Below are 22,706 nucleotides of genomic sequence, written 5' to 3' on the forward strand. Positions count from 1 at the left end.
CGGGGGGGCCCCCCCCGCGCCCCCCCGGGGGCCCCCCCCGCCCCCCGCGGGACCGCCGCCCCCCGCGGCCCCCCCCCCCCCCCCCCCGGGGCGGGGGGGGGGGGCCCGCCCCCCCCCCCCCCCCCGCGACTGCGGCGAGGGCGAACACCCCGACCGGCACGTTGACGTAGAAGGCCCAGCGCCAGCTGAGGTGGTCGGTGAGGAACCCTCCGAGCAGGGGCCCGCCGACGAACGCGACCGGCATCAGCACACCGATCACCGACTGCACCCGCCCCCGCCCCTCGGCCGGCACCAGCACCCCGACGACCGCCAGCGCGCCGACCATCAGTCCGCCCGCGCCCACCCCCTGGAGGGCCCGGAAGGCGATCAGCTGCTCCATCGACCGGGCGAGCCCGACGAGCACCGAGCCGGCCAGGAACAGCACCACCGCCCCCTGGTACGCGCCCTTCCGCCCGTACAGGTCGCCGAGCTTGCCCCAGAGCGGGGTGGCGGCGGCGGAGGTGAGCAGGTACGCGGTCACCGCCCAGGAGAGATGGTCGAGCCCGCCGAGATCGCCCACCATCGTGGGCAGCGCGGTCGAGACGATCTGGCCGTCCAGCGCGCCGAGGAAGATCCCGAGCATCAGCCCGATCACTCCCAGCCAGGGAAACCGCTCCATGGTTCCGCCCCCTCTTCCTCGTCCTCGTCCCCTCCTCGTCCCGGCCCTCAGCCGGTGAACGGCCGGACGCGCTTGGCGTCGCGCAGCGCCTGGGCCCACCAGGTCAGCTGGTCGAGCAGGGTCTTGGCGGCGGCGTCGGCGGCCGGGTCGACGGCCTTGCCGTCGGTGTCGAACCGCTCCCAGGCGCCGTGGAAGCTGACGGTGTTGCGGATGGTCACGGCGTTCAACTCGGCCAGGACGACGCGCAGCGCCTCGACGGCGCGCAGGCCGCCGGAGATCCCGCCGTACGACACGAAGGCGACCGGCTTGGCGTGGAACTCGTGGTTGTGCCAGTCGAGGGCGTTCTTCAGCGGCGCGGGGTAGCTGTGGTTGTACTCGGGCGTGACGATCACGAAGGCGTCGGCGGCGGCCAGCCGGGGGGAGACGGCGGCGAGCAGTTCCTCCGTCCCGGGCGCGGCCGTGCCCCCGAAGTCCGGCAGCTCGGCGGGCAGCGGGGTTTCGAGCAGGTCGACGACGTCGACCTCCAGGTCGCCCCGGGCGTCGAGGTGCTCGCGCAGCCAGCCGGTGACGACCGGCGCGAAGCGTCCGCCCCGGGTGGAGCCGACGATGACGGCGACGCGGAGCTGTTCGACGGTGGTGGACGGGCTCGCGGACATGGGGATCCCCCTCGATGTGTACAACGTATCGCTGATGGATACAACGTACACATCGACGCGTACAACGTCTACTGCTGATACGTTGTACACATCGGCCGCCGTCACCCGGAGCCACCGACCCCCGGCCCCCGGCGGCCGACCCCACCGGAAGGAGCCGCCCATGACCCCGCCCGAGACCCCTCCCGAGGACGCCGCCGCGGAGCAGCCCCCCGCCTCACTCTGGGAACGCCTCGACCGCCCGGCCCCCACCCCCCGGAACGCGCTCACCCCGCACCGGATCGCCGCGGCCGCGATCGCCCTCGCCGACAGCGAGGGCCTGGACGCCGTCACCATGCGCCGCCTCGCCACCACACTGGGCGTCGCCCCGATGGCCGCCTACCGGTACGTCTCCGGCAAGGACGAACTCCTGGAGCTGATGGTCGACTCCGTCTACGCCGAGCTCCCCCTGGACCGCTCCGGCACGGACTGGCGCGCCACCATGCGCGCCCTCGCCCTCGCCCTCCGCGCGATGAACCTCGCCCACCCGTGGACCTCCCGGGCCGGCACCTTCGCCCTCACCCCGCACCAGCTCGCCGTCCCCGAGCACGCCTTCGCCGCCCTCGCCGAACACGGCCTGGACGCCGACACCACGATGGCCGTCTTCCGCACCGTGACCGACTACGTGCGCGGCTCGGTCGCCACCGAGGTCGCCCTGCAGACCCTGCAGCACGAGAAGGGCTGGCCGGACGGCGACGCGGCCCGCGCCGCCCTCGCCCCCCGGATGACCTGGCTGATGGCCACCGGCCGCTACCCCGCCTACCACCGCTACCTCGCCGAGGCCACCCGCAAGGACGACCGCGACTGGCAGTTCGAGACCGGCCTCGACTGCGTCCTGGACGGCGTCGCGGCCCGCCTCGGCATCTGACCCGCACGCCGGCCCGCTCAGCGCCGAGCCCGGGCCCGGACGGGGGGCCCGAGCCCGCTCCCGTCCGGGCCCGGTGGCCCCGAGGCCCCGTCTACCTCAGGATCGACCGGGGCACGTCGGTGGCCCGGGTGAACACCGAGACCGGGATCTGGGTGTCGCAGTACTTGTTGCCGGTCGAGACGACGCCGATCACCACGCCGTCCACGACGAGCGGCCCGCCGGAGTCGCCCTTGCAGATGCTGTCGGTCGTCCCGGGACCGGGCATGCCGCAGACCTTCAGCAGCGGCGAGGTCTCCGCGTCGGCGTACGGGAAGCAGTCGACCGGCGCCGCGAGCCTGAGCACCGCCTGCTTCAGGTGCGTGCCCGGCTGCCCGTCACCGGTGCGGCCGTAGCCGTACACGGTGGCCGTGCGGCCGTACCGGTAGAGCTTCTCGTCGCCCTTGCCCGCCACCCGGACCGTCCGCTGCCGGAGCGGCCGGTCGAGGGTGAGCACCGCCGAGTCGTGGGCCAGGGCGGAGGTGAAGCGGGGGTCGACCTTGAAGCTCTTCACCCTCCGCTCCTGGCCGCCGGTGCCGGTGAGGTCGGTCCGGCCCGCGATCACCCGCAGGGTGGTCGGGTCGTCGGCCTCGGTGACGCAGTGGCCGGCCGTGAGGACCTTGGTCGGGGCGATCAGGGCGCCGGTGCACCACTGCTGACCGTCGGCCGTCTCCAGGGCGATCACGAACGGGTGCGCCCTGGTCGTCGTGTCCGACCCGCCGTGGACGGCGGCGGCGGGCGTGGCGGCCACCGCCAGGAGCCCGGCGGCGGCCAGCAGGACGGCGAGCGGGCGCCGACCGGTGCGGGCGGGGGCGTCGGTGCGGTGGGGGGTGGCGGTGCGGTGCGGGCGGCGGTTCGGGATGCGCATGCGGGGTGCTCCTCTTTCGTTCGGGTTCACGGGGTGGGACGCCGGGCGGTTCGCCCGGGTCGGTTCGCTTCGGCGGGGCGGCGTCGCCGCCCGCCCGGTCACTGCCGGAGGGCCTCGGCCTCGGTCGACCGCCACAGGCCGGACGAGGGGGCGTGGACGAAGGACGTGGTGCGGACGGTCACCGTGGCGCCGTCGTCGAGCGCGACGGTGAGCGCCGTCGAGGTGGCGCCGCTGCCCGGGGCGCCCTCACCGACCAGCGTGACCGCTTCGTATCCCGCCTGTCCGGGCATCAGGACATTCGGCCCGCCGCCGATGCCGCCGGGAACGGCGGCCTTGATCCCGCCCGCGAAGGTGACGACCCCGACCAGGCCCAGATCGCACGGGGCGGTCCCGGTGTTGCGGGCGGTGAGCAGCAGGCGCCCGGCCGGGCGGGAGACGGGCTTCGCCGTGACGGCGAGCTGCCCGGGCTTGCAGCTCGGTGCCCGGTCGGGCGCGGCTGCGGGGGTGGCGGGTCGGGCCGCCGGGGGCGCGGGTCGCGGCACGGCGGGTGCGGTCTTGCCCGGCGTGGAGGGGGACGGAAGGGGCGCGCCGCCCTGTGCGCCCGCCCCTCCACCGCCGGCCCCGGCGGGAGCAGCGGACACGGCGGGCACTGCGGGAGCAGCGGCCGACGCCGGAGGGGCGGGCGGGGCCGAGGCGGCCGGGGGCGCCGGGACGGCGGCCGGTGCGTCCACAGCTCCCGCCGTGGCCGTGGCGTTCGGCGTGACCGCGGAGTGCGGGGCGGTCGCCGCGGCGGTCGTCCCGCCGGCCGGTCGATCGCCGGAGCACCCGGTGAGGGCGACCGCGCCGAGGACGGCCAGGGTGCACGGGATCAGGATGCGGTGGACGGTCACGGGTGGGTCCTCTTCTCCGCCGGAGGGCGTCGACCGGTCGGGCGGATCCGCTCGGCCGGGGCGTCGGTCTGCCGCCGGACCGCAGACTCGCCCGGGTCCTGTCCCGGCCGCCAGAGCTTCCGGGCGATTCGGGACGCCGGAACGCCTACGGGTACCGTGAGCTGCGCGTTCGGCGGGGCCTGGAACGCCGTCACGGGACAAGGGGGGCACCGGATGAGTGTCGAGACGGAGCGGTTCGCGGAGCTGCTGAGGGAGCTGAAGGACCGTTCGGGGCGCAGCTACGGCACGCTCGCCGCCCGGCTGCACGTCAGCACCTCCACCCTGCACCGCTACTGCAACGGCGCGGCCGTACCCAACGAGTACGCGCCGGTGGAGCGGCTGGCCCGGGTCTGCGGGGCGAGCACCGACGAGCTCGTCGAGCTGCACCGCCGGTGGATCCTGGCGGACGCGTCCCGCCGCCGGGATCCCGTAGCCCCGGCCGCCCGGCCGGTGCCCGCGCCGGTGCCGCAGCCGCTGCCTGAACCGCAGCCGCAGCCCGAGCCGGAGACCGGGCAGGCGGCTCTGCCGGAGTCGCCGTCCGCGCCCGGGCCCGGCGGAGGCCCGCGGCCTCCGGCGATCCGACCGGCCTCCGCGCCGAGCAGCCAGGAGGCTCCGGTCCCGGACGAGCGGGCCCCGGACGAGCGGGCCCCGGACGAGCGGGCCGGGGACGAGAGGGCCGGGGACGAACCCCCACAGGAGCCCCGACGCCGCCGACGCGTCGCCCGGATCCTGCTGAGCGCAGCCGCCGTGGCCGTCGTGGCCGCGCTGGTCCCGGTGGTCGTCCTGTCCGGACGGTCCGGGACCCCTGCGGCGGGCCCCGGACCGTCGGCAGCCGCCGTCCCTCCGGCCGACCCGGCGGGGACGCCCCCGCCCACCACGGCCCCGCCGTCCACACCCGCGCCCGCGCAGACGCCCACGCCCACGCCGACGCCCACCGAGGACGACGCGCCGCCCTTCCACGTGAACGTGCTGACCGACAACTGGGGCAGCCCCTGCGGCCAGTGGTTCCTGTCCGCCCAGCCGCCCGGCACGACGCCCGCGCCGCCGGGAGGCCGGCGGACGGACTCCTGGGCAGCCTCCCAGCACGCCGTCCCCGGCGGGCACCTGCGGCTGCAGCTGACCGCGCAGGGTTCCGAGGACAAGCCCGTCGTCCTGCACGCCCTCTACGTGCAGGTGGTCGGCACCCGCCCGGCGCCCAGGTGGAACGCCTACACCATGGGCTCGGGCTGCGGCGGCGGCCTCACCCCGGCGGCCTTCGCCGTCGACCTGGACGCGGCCGCGCCCCGGCCCGTGCCCGTCCCGGCGACGGAGGGCAACACGAGGGGAAAGTCCTCCGACTTCCCGTTCCGGGTCTCGTCCACCGACCCGCAGGTGCTGAACGTCGACGCCTCGACGGCCGGCCAGGACGTCAGCTGGTACCTGGAGGTGGTGTGGAGCAGCGGCGACCGCCAGGGCACCCTCACCGTCAACGACCACGGCAAGCCCTTCCGCACGGTCGGCCTGCGCGGTGCCCCCGGCTACTTCTGGGCCGACGGCACCCGTGGCTGGACCCGCACGCCCACCGACGACTGAGCCCGCCGGGAGCAGAACGCCGGACGGGACCGGCCTGCCACCCCCCGTCCCCGCTCCCCCTCCGTTCCCTCCGCCCTCTTTGCTCCGTCAGCCGCCTCCGCTCCGTCAACCCCCTCCGCTCCGTCCGTGACTGTCGGACCTCCCTGGTTGAGTGCGGCCATGACCACCGGTGCACGACCGCTCCCCGCCATGCCGCTCGACGACTTCTGGGCGATCGTCGAGACCGCCGCCGCCCGGGCCTCGGCGGAGCGGCCGTTCGCCGGCCGGCTCGCCGCGCTGCTCGCCTCCCGGCCCCGCCCGGAGATCGCCGCGTTCGAGCGGCGGTTCGGCGAGCTGCACGGGGCGCTGTACCGGTGGGACGTGTGGGGCGCGGCCTACGTCATCGGCGGCGGCTGCTCCGACGACGCGTTCACGGACTTCCGCGCCGGGGTGATCTCGCTCGGCCGGGACTGGTACGAGCGCGTGCTCGCCTCCCCCGACAGCCTCGCCGGGCACCCGGTGGCGCGCGGCAGCGACCCGGAGGAGCTGGAGGAGCTGCTCTTCGACGAGGAGGCCAACTACGCGGCGCACCGCGCGTTCGAGCGGACCCCCGGCGAGGAGGACCGGGACGCGCTGACCGCCGGCGGACCGCCCTCCGGGCGCACCGCACCCGACATGGGCGAGGGGTTCGACTTCGACGACGAGGACGAGGTCGGCCGCAGGCTCCCCGGCCTGGCCGCACTGTTCCTGGCCTAGGGTCCGCCCTCGGACCGCCGCCGTCCGCCGTCCGCCCACCGGCCGTTCCCTGCGGCGATCGAACGATCGCCGGGAAGCGGCCTAACGGTGCGCGGGGCTGGGCAGGCTCGGTCGGACGTCGGGTCGACGACGGTCGCAGAACGAGCTGAGGAGCCGGCGATGGCCGCAGTGCACGAATCCGTACTCGACGCGATCGGCGGGACACCGCTGATCCGTCTCGCCCGACTCGGCGCCGGACTCGCCGCGCCGGTCTACGCGAAGGTCGAGTTCCTCGGCATCGGCGGCAGCGTCAAGGACCGCGCCGCGCTGTCCATGGTGCTGGCCGCCGAGCGGGAGGGCCTGCTGAAGCCCGGCGGGACGATCGTCGAGGCGACCTCCGGCAACACCGGCATCGGCCTGGCGCTCATCGGGCAACAGCGCGGGTACCGGGTGATCGTGGGGGTGGCCGACAAGGCCGCGCCGGAGAAGTCGGACATCCTGCGGGCGTACGGCGCGGAGGTGGTGCTCGCGCCGACCGTCCTGCCGCTGGAGGACCCGGCGCACCTGTTCAACGTCGTCCGGCGGCTCGCCGAGGAGATTCCCGGAGCCTGGTTCGCCAACCAGTACGACAACCCGGCGAATCCCGACGCCCATGTGCGGACCACCGGGCCGGAGGTCTGGGAGCAGACCGGCGGCCGGGTGACCCACTTCGTCGCGGGGGTCGGCACCGGCGGCACCATCACCGGTACCGGGGAGTACCTCAAGGAGGTCTCGGGCGGCGCGGTGACCGTCGTCGGCGCCGACCCCGAGTCCTCGGTCTACGGAGGCGGGGACGGCAGCCCGTACTTCGTCGAGAGCATCGGCCACTTCGTCCACCCCGCCACCGCCGAGGACCGCTGGCCGGAGGCCTACCGGCCGGACGTCGCGGACTCCTTCGAACGCGTCCCGGACCGCGAGTCGCTGCTGACGGTGCGCAGACTCGCCCGCGAGGAGGGCATCCTGGCCGGGCCGTCGTCCGGCACGGCGGTGGCGGCGGCCCTGCGGGTGGCGCGGCGGCTGGGCCCGGACGACCTGGTCGTGGTGCTGCTGCCGGACTCGGGCCGCTCGTACCTGTCCAAGGTGCACAGCGACGCGTGGATGCGGGAGTGGGGCTTCCTGGAGGAGCCGGACGGCCTGCGGCCGCTCCTGGCCGGTGCCGGGCCGCTGGTCACGGTCGACGCCGCGGCGACGGTCGGCGAGGCGGCGCGGGCGCTGCGCGCGGTGCCGGACGGCGTGGCCCCGGCCGTCCTGGCGCGGGCGACGCGCCCGTACGGGGTGAGCGTGATGGAGGTGGTCGGCTCGGTGTCCCGGGAGGTGCTGGCGGCGGCGCTCGCGGACGGCACCGCCAAGCCGGACGCCCCCTTGGGCGCACTGATCGGGCCTGCGCTGCCGACGGTGGGCGTCGGGCAGTCGGCGGCCGAGGCCCGCGCGGCGCTGGGGGAGGCGCATCCGGGCGTGCTGGTCCTGGTGGACGGCCGGGCGGCCGGGGTGCTGCCGAGGTCGGCCCTCGGCAGCGGATAGGACGGGCCCGGCGCGGACCGCCCGGTCGTGGCCGGGTCCCCGGTCAGCGGACGACGTCGAACACGTTCTTCTGCAGGCCGTTGGCGTAGACCTCGTGCTCGACCAGCTTCAGCTTCTGGACGTCCTTGTCGGTGGCGCTGAACAGCCGCTTCCCGGCGCCGAGCAGGAGCGGGAAGACCAGCAGGTGGTAGCGGTCGATCAGACCGGCGTCGGAGAGGCTCCGGGTCAGGGAGGCACTGCCGTGGATGATGATCGGTCCGCCCTCGGTCTCCTTGAGCGCGGCCACGTCGTCGACCGAGCGCAGGATCGTGGTCTCGCCCCAGCCGGTGACCAGGCCGTCCTCGGTGAGCGTGGTCGAGACGACGTACTTCGGCATCACCTTGTACTCGGCGAAGTCCGCCATGTCCGGCCACACCGCGCTGAACGCCTCGTAGCTGGTCCGGCCCAGCAGCATCGCGGCGGCCTCCTGCTGCTCCCGGCCCTTGATCTCGAAGGCGTCGGGGAGGAACTCGACGTCCTTGAAGGTCCAGCCGGAGTTCCGGTATCCGGGCTCGCCGCCCGGAGCCTCGACGACGCCGTCGAGCGAGATGAAGGCGGTGCTGATCAGGGTTCGCATCTGAAGGTCCTCGGTGACTCGTGTCCGCTTCCCGGCATGTCCGACCGGTGCGCCCCGACGGCGTCGGCGGCCGTCGGCTTACCGGTCATGATCTATGACTGCCGATCAGGGACGAAGTCATCGGTCCGCACGGTGTTTCTTCGCCGGGAGCCTTCGCCGGGAGTCTTCGCCGGATTCGCGGACCGGCGCAGGGCGGTCCGCCCGTACCGGCGTGCCGGCGTGCCGGCGTGCCGGACGCGCCCGGGCGCGTCCGGGCCGCCCTCAACCGGGAACCGGCGCACAGACGTTGATCGGCCCGCCGCCTAGACTGCCCGGAAGGGCGGACGGAGGGGGTGGGGCGGGGTGTCGACGGCACGGGACTGGGCGTTCTACCAAGGCGTCGACGGATCGGCGCCGGTGCAGAAGGAACTGCAGAAGGCCGATCTCGCCCCGCACGAGCGCGCCCGGCTGTTCGTCCTGCTGAACCGCGTCAAGGAGCGGCAGACGCTGCCGGGCGACGTCAAGGACCTGGGCGACGACCTGCTGGAGGTGCGCCTCACCGGCGATCACCGCACCTTCCGCCTGCTCTACGCGGAGGAGTCGGGGGGCCTCGTCCTGCTCGCCCTGTCGTTCTTCCAGAAGAAGTCCCAGAAGACCCCGTCGAACGAGCGCGGCACCGCCTCGAAACGACTCCGGGAGTGGCGGCGGAGGTCACCGAACGGATGAGTTCCCGGTTCTCGGTATCGGTTTTGGGCGATACTGTGGGAGCACTCGGAGGGGAGGCGGCCATGGCATCGACACTGCATGATCTTCTCGGCATCGACCCGGACGATCCCCGCACCGCAGCCGCGCTGGACGACGCGACGGCCTACGCCGAGCTGATCGAGACCCTGGTGGTGGCCCGCCGGAAGTGCGGGCTGACCCAGCGCGACGTGGCGGAGCTGATGGGCACCTCCCAGTCGACGGTCTCCGAGTTCGAGCGCGCCGGCGGCGACGCCCGCTACTCGACGCTCCAGCGCTACGCCCGGGCCGTCGGCGCCCGGCTCCACACGCTGGTCGACCACACCTCCGCCGACCTGACGCCGGTCTGGACGCCCGCGCCCGTCGAGGTGCGGGTGCAGGTCCGGGTGGCGACCCGCGAGGGCGCTCGACGACCCCGGACGACGGTCTGGACGGACGGCGACGCCCGGTCGGTGACCGTCTGATGACGCCGCCCGCCGCCCGCCGCCCGGTCCGGCGGTTCGGGAGCTTCCAGGAGCTCGCCGAGGCCGCCCAGCTGGACGACGTCGTCTTCCTGGAGGTGGGCGGGAGGCGACTGTTCGACCGGCCGGAGCCCCGGCCGGAGGAGGAGCTGCGCACCGCGCTGTCGGTCTGGCTCCGGCAGGGCGACGACGGCGCCACCCTGGAGGTGCGCTGCCGGCTGGAGCTGGCCGCCGCCCAGGCGGACTTCGTCGTCGACGCGGTGGCGGCGTTCTCGCTCGGCGGGCCGTTCGAGCTGGGGGCCGAGGCGCAGCAGTGGTTCGTCGACCAGATCGGCGTGACGGTGCTCTACCCGTACCTCCGGGAGTCGGTGCACAGCACGGCCGCCAAGCTGGGAATCGACACCCCGTTGCTCTCGGTGCGCAGCACGTGGCCGTCGGCACATCCCGCACACGCCGCACACACGGGTCACTCCGGCCGTGAATAGCTCCGATCGTGAATAATCTCAGGCGCCAGCGTGAACCTATGCAAATTCCCAAGGTGAACTAAGTTACAAACCTTGCAATCGAAGCCACTCGGTTTGCCCACATGCTGAGATCCGTGCGATAGTCGACATGTCCGACGGCGGGCGACGACAACTCGCCGCAGGCACACCGAGACCACGGCTGGCCCGACCTGGCGCAGCCGTCGCCCATCGCGCGGCACGCACCCCCTTGGCCGGCGCGATGACCTGCACGGGCCCCCAGCCACCGGACCACGGTGAATCGGGGGCCCTGCGTGTTTCCCGGGCCCGTTCGAGCCGCAGGGGCCGTTCGAGCCCCCGGTCCGTTCGAACCCCGGCCCTCAGTGCCGCTCGCGCACCTTCAGCTCGAACCAGACGCCCTTGCCGCGCGGCATCAGGTCGGCACCCCAGCGGTCCGCCAGGTCGTCGACCACCTTGAGTCCGCGCCCGCGCTCGTTGATCGGCAGCGGCTCGGCCAGGATCATGCACGGCAACGCCCGCGACGAGTCCCGCACCTCGACCCGGAGCCAGCCGGGTTTCCGCGACACCTGGAGTCCGATGGTGCGCCCGGCGGCATGCCGCACCGCGTTGGCCACCAGCTCGCTGGTCAGTAACTCGCCGACCTCCAGCTGCTGGTGCAGCTCCCAGGTCTCCAGCACCGAGAGCACCAGCCGGCGCGCCACCGGGCCGGACTCCGGCCGGGAAGGCAACCGCACCTCACCGGACGCCGACTGGTCGCACAGCCTGCCGACGTACATCCGCTCCAGCTCCTCCGAGCTGAGCCGCTCCAGGGCCGCCAGCGCGTCCTGGAAGCACGCCCACGACGCGTCAGCAATCAAGCTGGACGCGAGAAGTGATGACTGATCTGTTTCGCCCCAACCCGCCATGCGGTCCATCATTGCGGAACGCAAGCGGCCGCGTACGGACAATGACCAAACGATCACTACCCGCCGGGCATATGCCGCGAGCAACCCGGGTCCGGCGGACGTCAAGCCCGGGTTGCCGCGTACCGCCTCCTACCAGGCACTCCAGTCCAGGTTCCAGCCGCTGAGGCCGTTGTCCGGGGCGACCTGACCGCGCGAGGAATTCTTCACCGACACGACGTCCCCGATCAGCGAGCCGTCGTAGAACGTGCCCGCCGAGGTGCCCGCACCGCCGCCCTTGACGTCCTTCAGGCCCACGCAACCGTGGCTGACGTTGTCGGCGCCGAAGGCGTTGCTCCAGTAGTTCCCGTGCACGTACGTACCGGAGTCGGTGAGCCGCATGGAGTGCGGCACCTGCAGGTCGTAGGGGTCGCCGGTCATACCGGGCATGCTGCTGGACTGCATCCGCACCACGCCCTCCTTCGACATGACGACCATGGTGCCGTTCCAGGTCGGGTGCTCGGGCGAGCCGGAGGTGATGTCGACGACCGAGCTCTGACCGTCCTGGACCACCGTCATCCGGTGGGACTTGGCGTCAACCGTCGAGACGCGGGATCGCCCGATAGTGAAGGGCTCGTCCCGGTCGACGCCCCCGTAGACGCCCGCGGCGATCTCCACGCTCTTCAGCCGGTACTGGACCGTGACCTTGGTCCCCGGCGTCCAGTACTTCTCCGGGCGGAAGTCCAGCCGGCGGTTGCCGAACCAGTGGCCCTTCACCACGGTGCCGTTGTCGGTCTTGAAGGTGATGCCCTTCGCGACCGCCTCCTTGTTCTTGACGTCCTTGTCGAAGGTCACCGAGACGATCATGCCGACGCCGTAGGTGGCGTCGTCGACGATGTTGTCGCCGGCCTTCGCCTCGCGCTCCGGCGTCAACGTGCTGAAGCTGCTGTCCGCCGACGCGACCACGCCGCCGGCGTCCACCGCGAGCGCGCTGACCTGGTACGCGGTGCCGACCGCCAGCGGACCGGACGGGCTCCAGCTCGACCCGTCGGCGGCGATGACACCGGCCACCTCCTTGCCGGTCCGGTCGTTCACCTTCACGGTGGTGAGCCTCCCGCCGGCCACCGCGACCTTGAGCGCGCCGTCCGGGGCGACGTCCACGGACCCGCTCTTCGGCTGGACGTCCACCACCGCCTGCGAGACCTTCGGCGTGGCGCTCGGCGTCCCGGTGCCCGGCGCAGCCGCACCCGGCGTCCCCGTGCCCGCCGGGGCGGCCCCGGCGTCCGGACCGCCCGAGGCCGGAGCCGCCGCCGACGAGGCCCCCGCGGCCCCGCCGACACCCAGCTCGGCCCTGGCCGCGCTCCCGTTCCCCCCGCCGCCACAGGCGCTGGTCAGCACCAGCGCACCGCCGACCAGACCGGCGGCCACCGTCCTGCGTATCGACCTCACCGTCGCTCCCTCCCTCGGTCCCGCGCGCGCGACCCCGCCCCGGTGCCGGGGTGTCGGGGGACCCGACAGATACACGCGGCAGCCACCGGAAAGGTTGCGCCGTTCGGGGGGCGATCGGCCCGGAAAACACGACCGGCCCGACCCCAACGAGTGAGGATCGGGCCGGTCGGTTGCCGAACCGGGACTGCACCGGTCTACCGGCGGGTAGGAGCTACCAGTTGGGCCAGAGGATGTTCCAGCCGCTCAGCCCGTTGTCGGGGGCGACGGTCTTCTCCTTGGAGTTCTTCACGGTGATGACGTCACCGATGATCGAGTCGTTGAAGAACTTGCCGGCCACCGAGGTGTCGCTGCCGCCCTTCTCGTCCTGCATCGAGATGCAGCCGTGACTGGCGTTGCTCTTCCCGAACGGGTTGGCCCAGTAGTTGCCGTGCACGAAGGTGCCGGAGGTGGTCAGCCGCATCGCGTGCGGCACGTCCGGGATGTCGTACTCGCCGCCGAGACCGACGGTCTGCGAGTTCATCCGGGTGACCTTCTCCTTGCTGGAGACCACCATGGTGCCGTTCCAGGACGGGTTCTTCTCGTCCCCGAGGGTCACCGGCACGGTGTGGCTCACGCCGTCCCGGGTCACCGTCATCTGGTGCGAGGCCGAGTCCGCCACGGAGACCTGCGCGCGGCCGATGACGAACGGCTCGTCCTTCTCGACGTCGCCGTAGACGCCGGGGGCCACCTCGACGTTCTTCAGCCGGTACTTGATGGTCACCTTGGTGCCCGGCGTCCAGTACTTCTCGGGGCGGAAGTCCACCCGGCGGCTGCCGAACCAGTGGCCCTTCACCTCGGTGCCGTTGTTGGTCTCGAAGGAGATGCCCTTGAGGACCTCGGCCTTGTTCTTGATGTCCTTGTTGAAGACCACCGAGACGATCATGCCGACGCCGTAGGTGGCGTTGTCGGCGATGTTGTCGTTGGTGGAGACCTTCTTGTCCGGCGTCAGTGTGGTGAACGAGGTGGTGGACGCGGCCACCAGGCCCTCGGCGTCCGCGGCCTGCGCGTTCACCTTGTACGCCATGCCGACGGCCAGCGCGCCGGCCGGCTTCCAGCCCAGGCCGTCCGGGGTGATGGCGCCCGCGACGGGCTTGCCCTCCTTGTCGGTCACCTCGACCGTGGTGAGCTTGCCGTTGGCCACCGACACCTGGAGCGCGTTGGTCGGCGCGACGTCCTGGGCGCCGTCCTTGGGCTCGACGGTCAGCACCGCCGTCGAGGTCTTCGGCGCCGTCGAGGTCTGCGCGGGAGACGGCGTCCCGCCGTTGCCGCCGGCCCCGCCGTCGGCGCCGGCCGTCGCGGCAGCGTCGCCTCCCCCGGCCGCCTTGTCACCGCCGCTCTTGTCGTCGTTGCAGGCCGCAGTGAGCAGCAGTACCCCGCCCATCGCCAGCGCCACCGCACTGCGACGCAGACGGCGGCTGGTGGTGGTACGTATCGCGGCGTCGGCCGCCCTAACCGGCTTCACGGTTTCTCCCCTCCCGGTGTCCACCCTGATGGACGCGCTTCCGCCCGGGTGGGTTGCACCGGACCGGTGATCTTCCGCGCCGGGCTTCGGCGCGGCAAGCAGGATAGCTCGGCCGAACGGGTGAACCCCGGGGAGGATCCCGGTGAATGCGGGTGAATGCGGGTGAAGATCCCCTGCACAGGATCGCCACACGTGGCCGGGCGCCGTCGACGGCCTTCGGCCCGACGGCCCGCAGGTCCGTGACCTACGGGTCGGTGACCGGCGCCCCGGACAGCGAGGGCCCCGCGGACCGGCTCGCCGGACGGCTCGCGGCGGGAGACGCGAAGGGGCTCACGGACGGGCTCGTCGACGGGCTCGTGGACGGGCCGGCCGCCGGGGCCGACGACGGACCGGTCGGCGCACCGGTCACCCCGGCCGCACCGGTCGGCGCGCCCGCGGCAGGGGACGGCCCGACGGAAGGGGCGGCCGCGGCACCGGAGGGGCTCGCGGAGGGCTGGAGGGCGCTTCCCGCCACCCACTGCGCCCAGGGCAGGTTCCAGCCGTTCAGTCCGTTGCTCGGCGGGACGGTGTCCCCCGTCGAGGCCTTCACCTCCAGCACGTCCCCCGGGACGGTGTGCTCGAACAGCCAGCCCGCCGGGCTCTCCTTGCTGGCACCGCCCTTCACGTCCGCCAGCCCGATACAGCCGTGGCTGGTGTTCGCGGTACCGAACACCCCCGGGTTCGCCCAGTAGTTGCCGTGCACGAACGTGCCCGAGTTGGTCAGCCGCATCGCGTGCGGCACGTCCTTGATGTCGTACTCGTCGCCCATCCCGACCGTCTGCGAGTTCATCCTCGTCACCCGGTACTTCTCCGACACCACCAGCACGCCCCGGTAGGTCGTGTGCTTGGCGTCGCCGCCGGACACCTTGAGCGTGCGCACCACCTTGCCGCCCTGGCCGGCCCGGACGGTGAGGGTGTGGGCGTCCAGGTCCACGGTGGAGACCTGCGCCCGGCCGATCGTGAACCGGACGTCCTTCGTCTGGGTGCCGAACTCGCCCGGCGCGCCCTGCACGTCCTTCAACCGCAGCGCCACCGACACCCTGGTCCCCGCCGCCCAGTAGGCCTTGGGCCGGAAGTCCAGGCGCTGGCCGCCGAACCAGTGCGCGGCCACCTCCACCGGCGGGTCCGCGGTCACCACCACCGCGCGCTCCACCGCCGCCCGGTCGGTGATCGTCCTGCTGAACCGCAGCGAGACCGGCATGCCGACGCCCACCGTCGAACCGTCCTCGGGCGTGAAGAACGCCACGAAGGTGTGCGCCCGGGCCATCGTCGAGAAGTCGGAGTGCTGGGCGGCCTTCTGGCCCTGGTCGTCCTCGGCCACCGCGTCCAGGGTGAAGGCGGTGGCCAGCGGGAGCGGGCCGGACGGCGCCCAGCTCGTGCCGTCCTCGGCGATCGCGCCCGCCACCTCGTTGCCCCGGGTGTCCGCCAGCCGGACGGAGACCAGCCGGCCCTGGGCGACGGTCACCCGGGCCGGGCCCTCCGGCGGGACGTTCTGGGCGTTGTCGGCGGGCAGCGCGGTGATCACCGCGCGGGACACGGGCGGCGGACCCCCCGCGCCCGGCGGGGCGGCGTCGCCGCTCGGGGTCCTCGGTGCACCGCCGCCCGAGCAACCGGCCAGCACGACCAGGCAGCACCACGACGCCGCCGCCCGCCGCGCCCACATCAGTCCTCGGGGCCGCATACCCGGGGCCTCCCGCCGTTTCCGTCCGATACCTCCCACAACGAGGGCAGTCCCGGCGGGACACGCGGACACGCCGGAGAATCCCACCCCGGTGGCCGAGAGCACACCGAGCCTTGACGCCGGGCACGTGGAACGACCGACGCGTCTGCCTCCTCCCCGCGCCTCCCGGTGAGGGCCGACCCGCTTCCCCGCACGGGAAGTCGGCCTCGCCGACCTCCCGGTCCGCTGTCGTGGGCGGATGCCGGGATTCCGTGCTCCGGCTCCTACTCCTCCTCCTCTTCGGGGACGCGGCGTTCGACGCCGATCTTCGCGTGCTCGAACCCGTCCTCCTCGACGAGGACCGGGCGGCCTCCGAGAGGGGTCCCGACGCATACGCGCGCAGGGCCCGTGGACGCGGGCCGTGCCCCTTCCCGCCGGTCCCCGCCCGCCGGTCACGGCGGGTCGGCCGGTCCGCTCGCACCGCGGAGGCGGCCGACGCGGGTGGCTGCTGCGGGGGAAGTCGGACCCGCCGACTTTCCGTGCGCCCGCCCGCCATCCGCCGGTAAGAAACCGTTCAGCCGCATCCACCCGGTGCGATCAGGGAAAGAGACCCCTCACGGGGTACGGGACACCCCGGCCAGGGAGGGCACCGCCATGGCGTCAGGGCAGGAGCTGGAAACCGCCGCGCGCGCACACGGCACGGCGCGCGGAGCGGCACACGGCGCGGCGCACGGCGACGGGCCGCCGTGGCCGGGCAGCTGGCAACCGCTCGGCGCCCGGTTCCGCACCGAGCCGGACGGCCTCCGCGGCACCAACTTCGCGCTCTGGGCGGCCGGCGCCGAGGCCGTGGAGCTCTGCCTCTTCGACGAGGACGACCGGGAGACCCGGCACCGGCTCACCGAGCAGGACTTCCAGGTCTGGCACGGCTTCGTCCCGGGCGTGCTCCCCGGCACCCGGTACGGCTTCCGCGTGCACGGCCGCTGGGACCCGTGGACCGGCGCCCGCTGGAATCCGGCCAAGCTGCTGCTCGACCCGTACGCCCGCGCGGTCGACGGCTGTTACACCTCCCACGACGCGGCCTGCGCCGCCGCCCGCGGCTGGCCCGAGGCGGAGGTCGCCGACACCGTCCGGGACAACCGCGACTCGGCCCCGTACGTGCCCAGATCCGTCGTGGTCCAGGACGACGACGACTGGTACGACGACCACCGCCCGAAGACCCCGTGGGCCGAGACCGTCCTCTACGAGGTGCACGTGCGGGGCTTCACCCTCCGCCACCCCGGGGTCCCGCCCGAACTGCGCGGCACCTACGCCGGTCTGGCGCACCCGGCCGCCGTCGCCCACCTCACCGGCCTGGGCGTCACCGCGGTCGAACTGCTGCCCGTCCACCAGCACGTCAGCGAGGACCACCTCCAGGCCCGCGGGCTGGTGAACTACTGGGGCTACAACACCGCCGCCTACTTCGCCCCGCACGCCGGCTACTCCGCCGCAGGCTCGCGCGGCGGCCAGGTGGGCGAGTTCAAACGGATGGTGCGCGCGCTGCACGCGGCCGGGATCGAGGTGATCCTCGACGTGGTCTACAACCACACCGCGGAGGGCGCCGAGCTCGGCCCCTCGCTCTCGCTGCGCGGGATCGACAACTCGGGCTACTACCGCCTGCCGCCCAACCGCCCGCGCGGCTACGCCGACTACACCGGCTGCGGGAACACCCTCGACACCCGCCGACCGCAGGTGATCCGGCTGATCACCGACTCGCTGCGGTACTGGGTCACCGAGATGGGCGTGGACGGCTTCCGATTCGACCTGGCGGCCGCGCTGGCCCGGGGCGGCGACGCCGTCGACATGGACCACCCCTTCCTCGCCGCCGTCGCCCAGGACCCGGTCCTGAGCCGGGTGAAGCTGATCGCCGAGCCCTGGGACGTCGGCCCCGGCGGCTACCAGGTCGGCGGTTTCCCGCCGCTGTGGGCCGAGTGGAACGACCGCTACCGGGACACCGTGCGGGACTTCTGGCGCGGCGCCCGCCCGGACGTCCGGGAGCTGGGCTACCGGCTCACCGGCTCCTCCGACCTCTACCAGCGCGGCGGGCGGCGGCCCTACGCCTCGGTCAACTTCGTGACGGCCCACGACGGCTTCACCCTGCGCGACCTCGTCTCGTACGACCGCAAGCACAACGAGGCCAACGGCGAGGCCAACCGGGACGGCACCGACGACAACCGGTCCTGGAACCACGGCGCCGAGGGCGAGACCGCCGACCCGGCCGTCAACTCCCTGCGGCAACGCCAGCTGCGCAACCTGACGGCCACCCTGCTGCTCTCGGCCGGCGTCCCGATGCTCACCGCCGGCGACGAGTTCGGCCGCACCCAGGGCGGCAACAACAACGCCTACTGCCAGGACAACGAGGTCGGCTGGGTGGACTGGTCGCTGCTGGCCGACCCGGCCTGGCGCGGGCTGTACGAGTTCACCGCGCGCCTCGTCCGGCTGCGGCGCGCCCACCCGGTGCTGCGGCAGCGGGCGTTCTTCTCCGGCCGCGCCCCCGCCCCCGGCGGCCAGCCGGACCTGGCCTGGTTCACCGCGCTCGGCAAGGAGATGACCGAGGCCGACTGGTTCACCCCGACCGCCGGCCTGGGCATGCTGCTCTCGGGCGCGGCGATGTCCGAGCGGGACCGGTACGGCCGGCCCCTGCGCGACGACAGCTTCCTCCTGCTGCTCAACTCCGGGCCCGAACCGGTCACCTTCACCCTTCCCGGGGAGCCCTGGGCGGCGCCCGGCGCACGGTACGAGACGGTCGTGGAGACGGCGGCGGACGACACCGGCACGCACCTCCCGCAGGACGCGGTCGTCCTGGCCGGACGCTCGCTGCGGCTGTTGCGGACACCGGACGGAGGCGGCCGCCCGTCCGGGCCGCCCGACGGCGCCTGACCCCGGACGCCCCACCGCCCCCGGAGGCCACGGAGAGCCGGGGAGAGCCGCGGAGAGCCGCGGAGAGCCGCGGAGGCCCACCGAGGGTCACCCGTCACCCCGTCACCGGAGCCGCCGGAGCACCACGGCCGGAACACCGCCGCCGCCGGGTCCGTGGCCGGTATTCGACGACAGGTCCGAAAAACCGGATGAGAAATGACGGCCACCCGGCCTACCCTCACGGCGATGGCCGAGAACCAGACTCCCGACTCCGCGCCCGCCCACCGGTCGACGGTGCGCTCACTGCTGCGCCTGTGGCCCTACGTCCGCCCGATCCGCGCCCGGCTGGCCGTCTCGGTCAGTGCCGCACTGCTCGCCGCGTTCAGCGTGCTCCTCGTCCCGATCGTGCTCGGACGGATCGTCGACGGGCCGATCGCCGAGCACGACCTCGGCGGGCTCTGGCCGCTGGTCGGCCTGCTGCTCGTGCTGGGCCTCGCCGAAGCGGCCCTCTTCTACACCCGCCGGGTGGTGCTGGCCAGACCGCTGTCCAGGGTGGAGACGGCGATGCGCGGCGACCTCTTCGCCAAGCTCCAGCGGCTGCCGGTCTCCTTCCACGACCGCTGGGGCTCCGGCCAGCTGCTCTCCCGCGCCACCTCCGACATGTACACCATGCGGCTGTTCCTGGCGTTCCCGCTGGTCTTCCTGATCGTCAACTCGGTCACCTTCCTCGCCGGCACCGGCCTGATGTTCACCCAGGACTGGCGGCTCGCCCTGATCGCGCTCGTCCCCGTGGTGCCGCTGTTCCTGCTCACCCGCCGCTTCGAGTCCGGCTACTCCGGTGCCGCCCGCCTCGCGCAGGACCAGAACGGCGACCTCGCGACCGTCGTCGAGGAGTCCGTCCTCGGCATCCGCATCCTCAAGGCCTTCGGCCGCCACCGCTCGATGGCCGAGCGCTTCCGCGACCACTCGCGGGACCTGCGCCGCACCGAGCTGAAGAAGGCCGGACTGCTCGCCAACCTCTGGGCGCTCATCGTCGGGCTGCCCGAGCTGGCCCTCGGCTGCGCCCTCGCCGCCGGCGCCTACCTCGTCGCCCACGACGAGCTGAGCGCCGGCACCCTGGTCGCCTTCCTCTCGACCGCGCTCGCGCTGCGCTGGCCGGTCGAGTCGCTGGGCTGGCTGCTCGCGTACGCCAACGAGGCCGCGACCGCCACCGACCGGTTCTTCGAGGTCATGGACGAACCCGAGACCGAGGCCGGCGCCCCCGGGGCCGACCTCGCCGCAGCCACCACGGCCGCCGCCACGGCCGCCGGACTCGACGGCATCCGGCTCACCGGCGTCCGCTTCCGCTACCCCGACGCCCCCGCCGACACCCCCGACCTGCTCCGCGGCATCGACCTGCACATCCGCAGCGGCGAGACGATGGCCCTGGTCGGCGCCACCGGCAGCGGGAAGACCACGCTCACCGCCCTCCTCCCCCGGCTGTACGAGGCCACCGGCGGCACCATCACCCTGGACGGCCGGGACATCCGCGAGCTCGACCGGACCCGGCTGCGCGAGCTGGTCGCGGTGGCCTTCGAGGAACCCACCCTGTTCTCCGCCACCGTCCGGGAGAACGTGCTGATGGGTGCTCCGGGCGCCGGGGACGACCGGCTGCACGCCGCGCTCGCCACCGCCCAGGCCGGCTTCGTCGAGAAGCTGCCGGAGGGCGTCGGCACCGAGGTCGGCGAGCAGGGCCTGAGCCTCTCCGGCGGCCAGCGCCAGCGGCTCGCCCTGGCCCGCGCGGTGGTCGGCGATCCGGCCTTCCTCGTCCTGGACGACCCGCTCTCCGCGTTGGACGTGCACACCGAGGCGCTGGTCGAACGCGCGCTGCGCCAGGTCCTCGGCTCCGCGACCGCCCTGGTGGTCGCCCACAGGCCGAGCACCGTCATGCTCGCCGACCGGGTGGCGGTGCTCGTCGACGGCCGGATCGAGGCGGTCGGCACCCACCAGGAGCTGCTGCACGGCTCCCCGCACTACCGCGAACTGATGTCGGGCGAGGCCGCCCTCGTCCCCGAGGGGAGCACCGCCCGATGACCACCACCGTCGAACCCGCCGGCCGGAAGGCGGGCGATACCGGGACGGCCGATCCGAAGGCCGCCGACCCGAACCCGACCGACGCCGAGGCCCCCGGCAGGACGTCGGTGGACGCGAAGTCGGTGGACGTGAAGTCCGCCGGCACGAAGTCCGCCGGTCCGGGCGCCCCGGGCGACGAGGAGGAGCTGCCGCCCCCACCGGCCGACGAGGAGGACATCCCCGTCCCGCCGGGCGCACCCGGGGTGCTGCTCCGCTCGCTGCTCGGCCCGCACCGGGGCCGGGTCGTCGCCGCCATGGCGGTGATCCTGCTCCAGCAGGCCGCCCTCCAGGCCGGACCGCTGCTCGTCGCGGTCGCGATGGACCGCGGCATCCCCGCGCTGCGCGACGACGACGCCGGACCGCTGATCGCGGTGATCGGCGCGTACCTGGGCTGCGCGCTCCTGGGCACCGTGCTCCAGTGGACGTTCATCAAGATCAGCGCCCGGGTCAACCAGGACATCCTGCTGGAGCTGCGCGGCCGGATCTTCCGGCACGCCCAGCGGCTCAGCCTCGACTTCCACGAGCGCTACACCTCGGGGCGGATCATCTCCCGGGCCACCAGCGACGTGGACGCGCTGCGCGAGCTGCTCTCCGAGGGGCTCCAGGAGCTGCTCACCGTCTTCCTCTCGGTCTGCTCGATCTCGGTCATCCTGCTGGTGCTCGACTGGCGGCTCGGCCTGGTCACGCTGGCCTCGTTCCTGCCGCTCTGGCTGGTCGCCCGGTCGTTCCGGCGCCGTTCGCGCCGGGTCTACCGCCGCTCGCGCACCTCGGCGGCCTCACTGATCGTCCGTTTCACCGAGACGATGAACGGCATCCGCCCGGTGAAGGCGTTCCGCCGCGAGCGGGCCAACGACGCCGCCTTCGGCGTGGTGAACCGCCAGTCGGCGACCGCCACCGCGGACGGCCTCCTGGAGATCGCCCGGTACGTCGGCCTCTCCCGCGGTACCGCCAACGTCTGGACCGCCGGGACGGTGCTGCTCGGCGCCTACCTGGTGACCGACGGCAGTGTGGCGCTGGGCGTGCTGACCGCGTTCGTGATCTACCTGCGCCGGCTGTACGACCCGATCGACCAGCTGGCGATGTTCCTGAACAGCTACCAGTCGGCCGCCGCCGCGCTGGAGAAGATCGCCGGACTGCTGGCCCACGAGCCGACCGTCGCGGAGCCGACCGAGCCGAAGGAGCTGCCCGCGACGTCCTCCCTGGGCCGCGAGGTGCACTTCGAGAAGACCCGGTTCGCGTACCGCACCGGCAAGGAGGTGCTGCCGCCCTTCGACCTGGTGCTGCCCGCCGGCCGGACCGTCGCCGTGGTCGGCGCGACCGGGGCCGGCAAGTCGACGGTGGCCAAACTGCTCGCGCGGTTCTACGACCCGACCGAAGGCCGGATCACCCTGGACGGGGTGGACCTGCGCGACCTGGCCGGCCCCGAGCTGCGGCGCGGGGTGGTGATGGTGACCCAGGAGTCCTTCCTGTTCTCCGGCACGGTCGCGGAGAACATCGCGATCGGCCGGCCCGGCGCCACCCGGGACGAGGTCGAGGAGGCCGCCCGGGCGATCGGCGCGCACGCCTTCATCGCCGAGCTGCCGGACGGCTACGACACCGACGTGCGCAAGCGCGGCGGGCGGATCTCGGCCGGCCAGCGCCAGCTGGTCGCCTTCGCCCGCGCCCTGCTCGCCGACCCGGCGGTGCTGATCCTGGACGAGGCGACCAGTTCGCTGGACGTGCCGGGCGAGCAGGCGGTGCAGCGGGCGATGCGCACCGTGCTGGCGGGCCGGACGGCCGTGATCATCGCGCACCGCCTCTCCACCGTGGAGATCGCCGACCGGGTCCTGGTGATGGATCAGGGCCGGATCGTCGAGGACGGCACGCCGCGCGAACTGATCGACGGCGCCGGCCGCTTCGCGGAGCTCCACCAGGCCTGGCGGGACAGCCTGGTCTGACTCCGACCTGCCGCCCCCTTCGAAGCCCGTAAGAGACTCTGGACCCTTTCATCCAT

At 73.7% G+C, this 22,706-nt stretch carries 19 protein-coding genes; 10 read left to right on the forward strand and 9 right to left on the reverse strand.

The features are described 5' to 3' along the window. The coding region (locus ACFWIC_RS20895; RefSeq protein WP_380519683.1) for an MFS transporter at nt 1–658 on the reverse strand (658 nt) is incomplete at its 3' end. 47 nt (nt 659–705) lie between these two features. Beyond that, nucleotides 706–1,314 (reverse strand): NADPH-dependent FMN reductase, encoded by a 609-nt coding sequence (locus tag ACFWIC_RS20900; protein ID WP_380357157.1) that lies wholly within the window; start codon nt 1,312–1,314, stop codon nt 706–708. Nucleotides 1,315–1,474: 160 nt separating this feature from the next. Here ACFWIC_RS20900 and ACFWIC_RS20905 point away from each other — a divergent pair, with 160 nt between their 5' ends. After that, complete coding sequence (locus ACFWIC_RS20905) at nt 1,475–2,218, forward strand: TetR/AcrR family transcriptional regulator C-terminal domain-containing protein (protein ID WP_380519684.1); 744 nt, start codon at nt 1,475–1,477, stop codon at nt 2,216–2,218. A gap of 91 nt (nt 2,219–2,309) precedes the next feature. On the opposite strand, the gene ACFWIC_RS20910 is transcribed toward ACFWIC_RS20905, so the two are convergent. Together ACFWIC_RS20910 and ACFWIC_RS20915 are read right to left on the reverse strand one after the other, a co-directional pair. Continuing rightward, nucleotides 2,310–3,122, reverse strand: a complete 813-nt coding sequence (locus ACFWIC_RS20910) for a S1 family peptidase (protein WP_380519685.1) — start codon at nt 3,120–3,122, stop codon at nt 2,310–2,312. A 98-nt stretch (nt 3,123–3,220) separates the two neighbouring features. Next, a complete protein-coding gene (locus ACFWIC_RS20915; RefSeq protein ID WP_380519686.1) occupies nt 3,221–4,012 on the reverse strand; it encodes a hypothetical protein in 792 nt (263 codons plus the stop codon). 213 nt (nt 4,013–4,225) lie between these two features. On the opposite strand from ACFWIC_RS20915, the gene ACFWIC_RS20920 reads away from it, so the two are divergent. The 3 genes from ACFWIC_RS20920 to ACFWIC_RS20930 all read left to right on the forward strand — a co-directional run bounded on the left by ACFWIC_RS20920 (nt 4,226) and on the right by ACFWIC_RS20930 (nt 7,897). Then, a complete protein-coding gene (locus ACFWIC_RS20920; protein WP_380519687.1) occupies nt 4,226–5,623 on the forward strand; it encodes a helix-turn-helix domain-containing protein in 1,398 nt (465 codons plus the stop codon). Nucleotides 5,624–5,782: 159 nt separating this feature from the next. After that, nucleotides 5,783–6,358: a DUF4240 domain-containing protein gene (locus ACFWIC_RS20925; protein WP_329952191.1), complete on the forward strand. Its 576-nt coding sequence runs from the start codon at nt 5,783–5,785 to the stop codon at nt 6,356–6,358. Nucleotides 6,359–6,517: 159 nt separating this feature from the next. Further along, on the forward strand, nt 6,518–7,897 hold the full coding sequence (locus ACFWIC_RS20930; protein ID WP_380357176.1) for a pyridoxal-phosphate dependent enzyme: 1,380 nt from the start codon (nt 6,518–6,520) through the stop codon (nt 7,895–7,897). 43 nt (nt 7,898–7,940) lie between these two features. On the opposite strand, the gene ACFWIC_RS20935 is transcribed toward ACFWIC_RS20930, so the two are convergent. Next, nucleotides 7,941–8,513, reverse strand: coding sequence for a dihydrofolate reductase family protein (locus ACFWIC_RS20935; protein ID WP_329952193.1), 573 nt, complete (start codon nt 8,511–8,513; stop codon nt 7,941–7,943). A gap of 342 nt (nt 8,514–8,855) precedes the next feature. Between ACFWIC_RS20935 and ACFWIC_RS20940 the strand changes: the two genes are divergently transcribed. The 3 genes from ACFWIC_RS20940 to ACFWIC_RS20950 all read left to right on the forward strand — a co-directional run bounded on the left by ACFWIC_RS20940 (nt 8,856) and on the right by ACFWIC_RS20950 (nt 10,179). Then, nucleotides 8,856–9,218, forward strand: a complete 363-nt coding sequence (locus tag ACFWIC_RS20940) for a type II toxin-antitoxin system RelE/ParE family toxin (protein ID WP_329882964.1) — start codon at nt 8,856–8,858, stop codon at nt 9,216–9,218. Nucleotides 9,219–9,280: 62 nt separating this feature from the next. Further along, the gene (locus tag ACFWIC_RS20945; protein ID WP_329882965.1) at nt 9,281–9,697 is read left to right on the forward strand and encodes a helix-turn-helix transcriptional regulator; all 417 of its coding nucleotides are present in this window, start codon (nt 9,281–9,283) and stop codon (nt 9,695–9,697) included. Then, complete coding sequence (locus ACFWIC_RS20950; RefSeq protein ID WP_329882966.1) at nt 9,697–10,179, forward strand: hypothetical protein; 483 nt, start codon at nt 9,697–9,699, stop codon at nt 10,177–10,179. The genes ACFWIC_RS20945 and ACFWIC_RS20950 overlap by 1 nt, the downstream gene beginning before the upstream one ends. 356 nt (nt 10,180–10,535) lie before the next feature. Here the strand turns inward: ACFWIC_RS20950 and ACFWIC_RS20955 are convergent, their stop codons facing one another. The 4 genes from ACFWIC_RS20955 to ACFWIC_RS20970 form a co-directional block, all read right to left on the reverse strand. Next, on the reverse strand, nt 10,536–11,033 hold the full coding sequence (locus tag ACFWIC_RS20955; protein WP_329882967.1) for an ATP-binding protein: 498 nt from the start codon (nt 11,031–11,033) through the stop codon (nt 10,536–10,538). Nucleotides 11,034–11,210: 177 nt separating this feature from the next. Next, nucleotides 11,211–12,506: an Ig-like domain-containing protein gene (locus ACFWIC_RS20960; protein WP_380519688.1), complete on the reverse strand. Its 1,296-nt coding sequence runs from the start codon at nt 12,504–12,506 to the stop codon at nt 11,211–11,213. A gap of 211 nt (nt 12,507–12,717) precedes the next feature. Beyond that, complete coding sequence (locus ACFWIC_RS20965; RefSeq protein WP_380519689.1) at nt 12,718–14,007, reverse strand: Ig-like domain-containing protein; 1,290 nt, start codon at nt 14,005–14,007, stop codon at nt 12,718–12,720. A 244-nt stretch (nt 14,008–14,251) separates the two neighbouring features. Then, the gene (locus ACFWIC_RS20970) at nt 14,252–15,583 is read right to left on the reverse strand and encodes an Ig-like domain-containing protein (RefSeq protein WP_380519690.1); all 1,332 of its coding nucleotides are present in this window, start codon (nt 15,581–15,583) and stop codon (nt 14,252–14,254) included. 777 nt (nt 15,584–16,360) lie between these two features. Here ACFWIC_RS20970 and glgX point away from each other — a divergent pair. The 3 genes from glgX (at nt 16,361) to ACFWIC_RS20985 (ending at nt 22,650) form a co-directional block, all read left to right on the forward strand. Next, nucleotides 16,361–18,622 (forward strand): glycogen debranching protein GlgX, encoded by a 2,262-nt coding sequence (gene glgX, locus ACFWIC_RS20975; protein ID WP_380519691.1) that lies wholly within the window; start codon nt 16,361–16,363, stop codon nt 18,620–18,622. 225 nt (nt 18,623–18,847) lie between these two features. Continuing rightward, nucleotides 18,848–20,674: an ABC transporter ATP-binding protein gene (locus ACFWIC_RS20980; RefSeq protein ID WP_380519692.1), complete on the forward strand. Its 1,827-nt coding sequence runs from the start codon at nt 18,848–18,850 to the stop codon at nt 20,672–20,674. After that, a complete protein-coding gene (locus ACFWIC_RS20985; protein WP_380519693.1) occupies nt 20,671–22,650 on the forward strand; it encodes an ABC transporter ATP-binding protein in 1,980 nt (659 codons plus the stop codon). Before ACFWIC_RS20980 ends, ACFWIC_RS20985 begins: the two co-directional genes overlap by 4 nt. Nucleotides 22,651–22,706: the final 56 nt, after the last annotated feature.

The organism is Kitasatospora sp. NPDC127035, assembly GCF_042726075.1.
Classification (GTDB): domain Bacteria; phylum Actinomycetota; class Actinomycetes; order Streptomycetales; family Streptomycetaceae; genus Kitasatospora.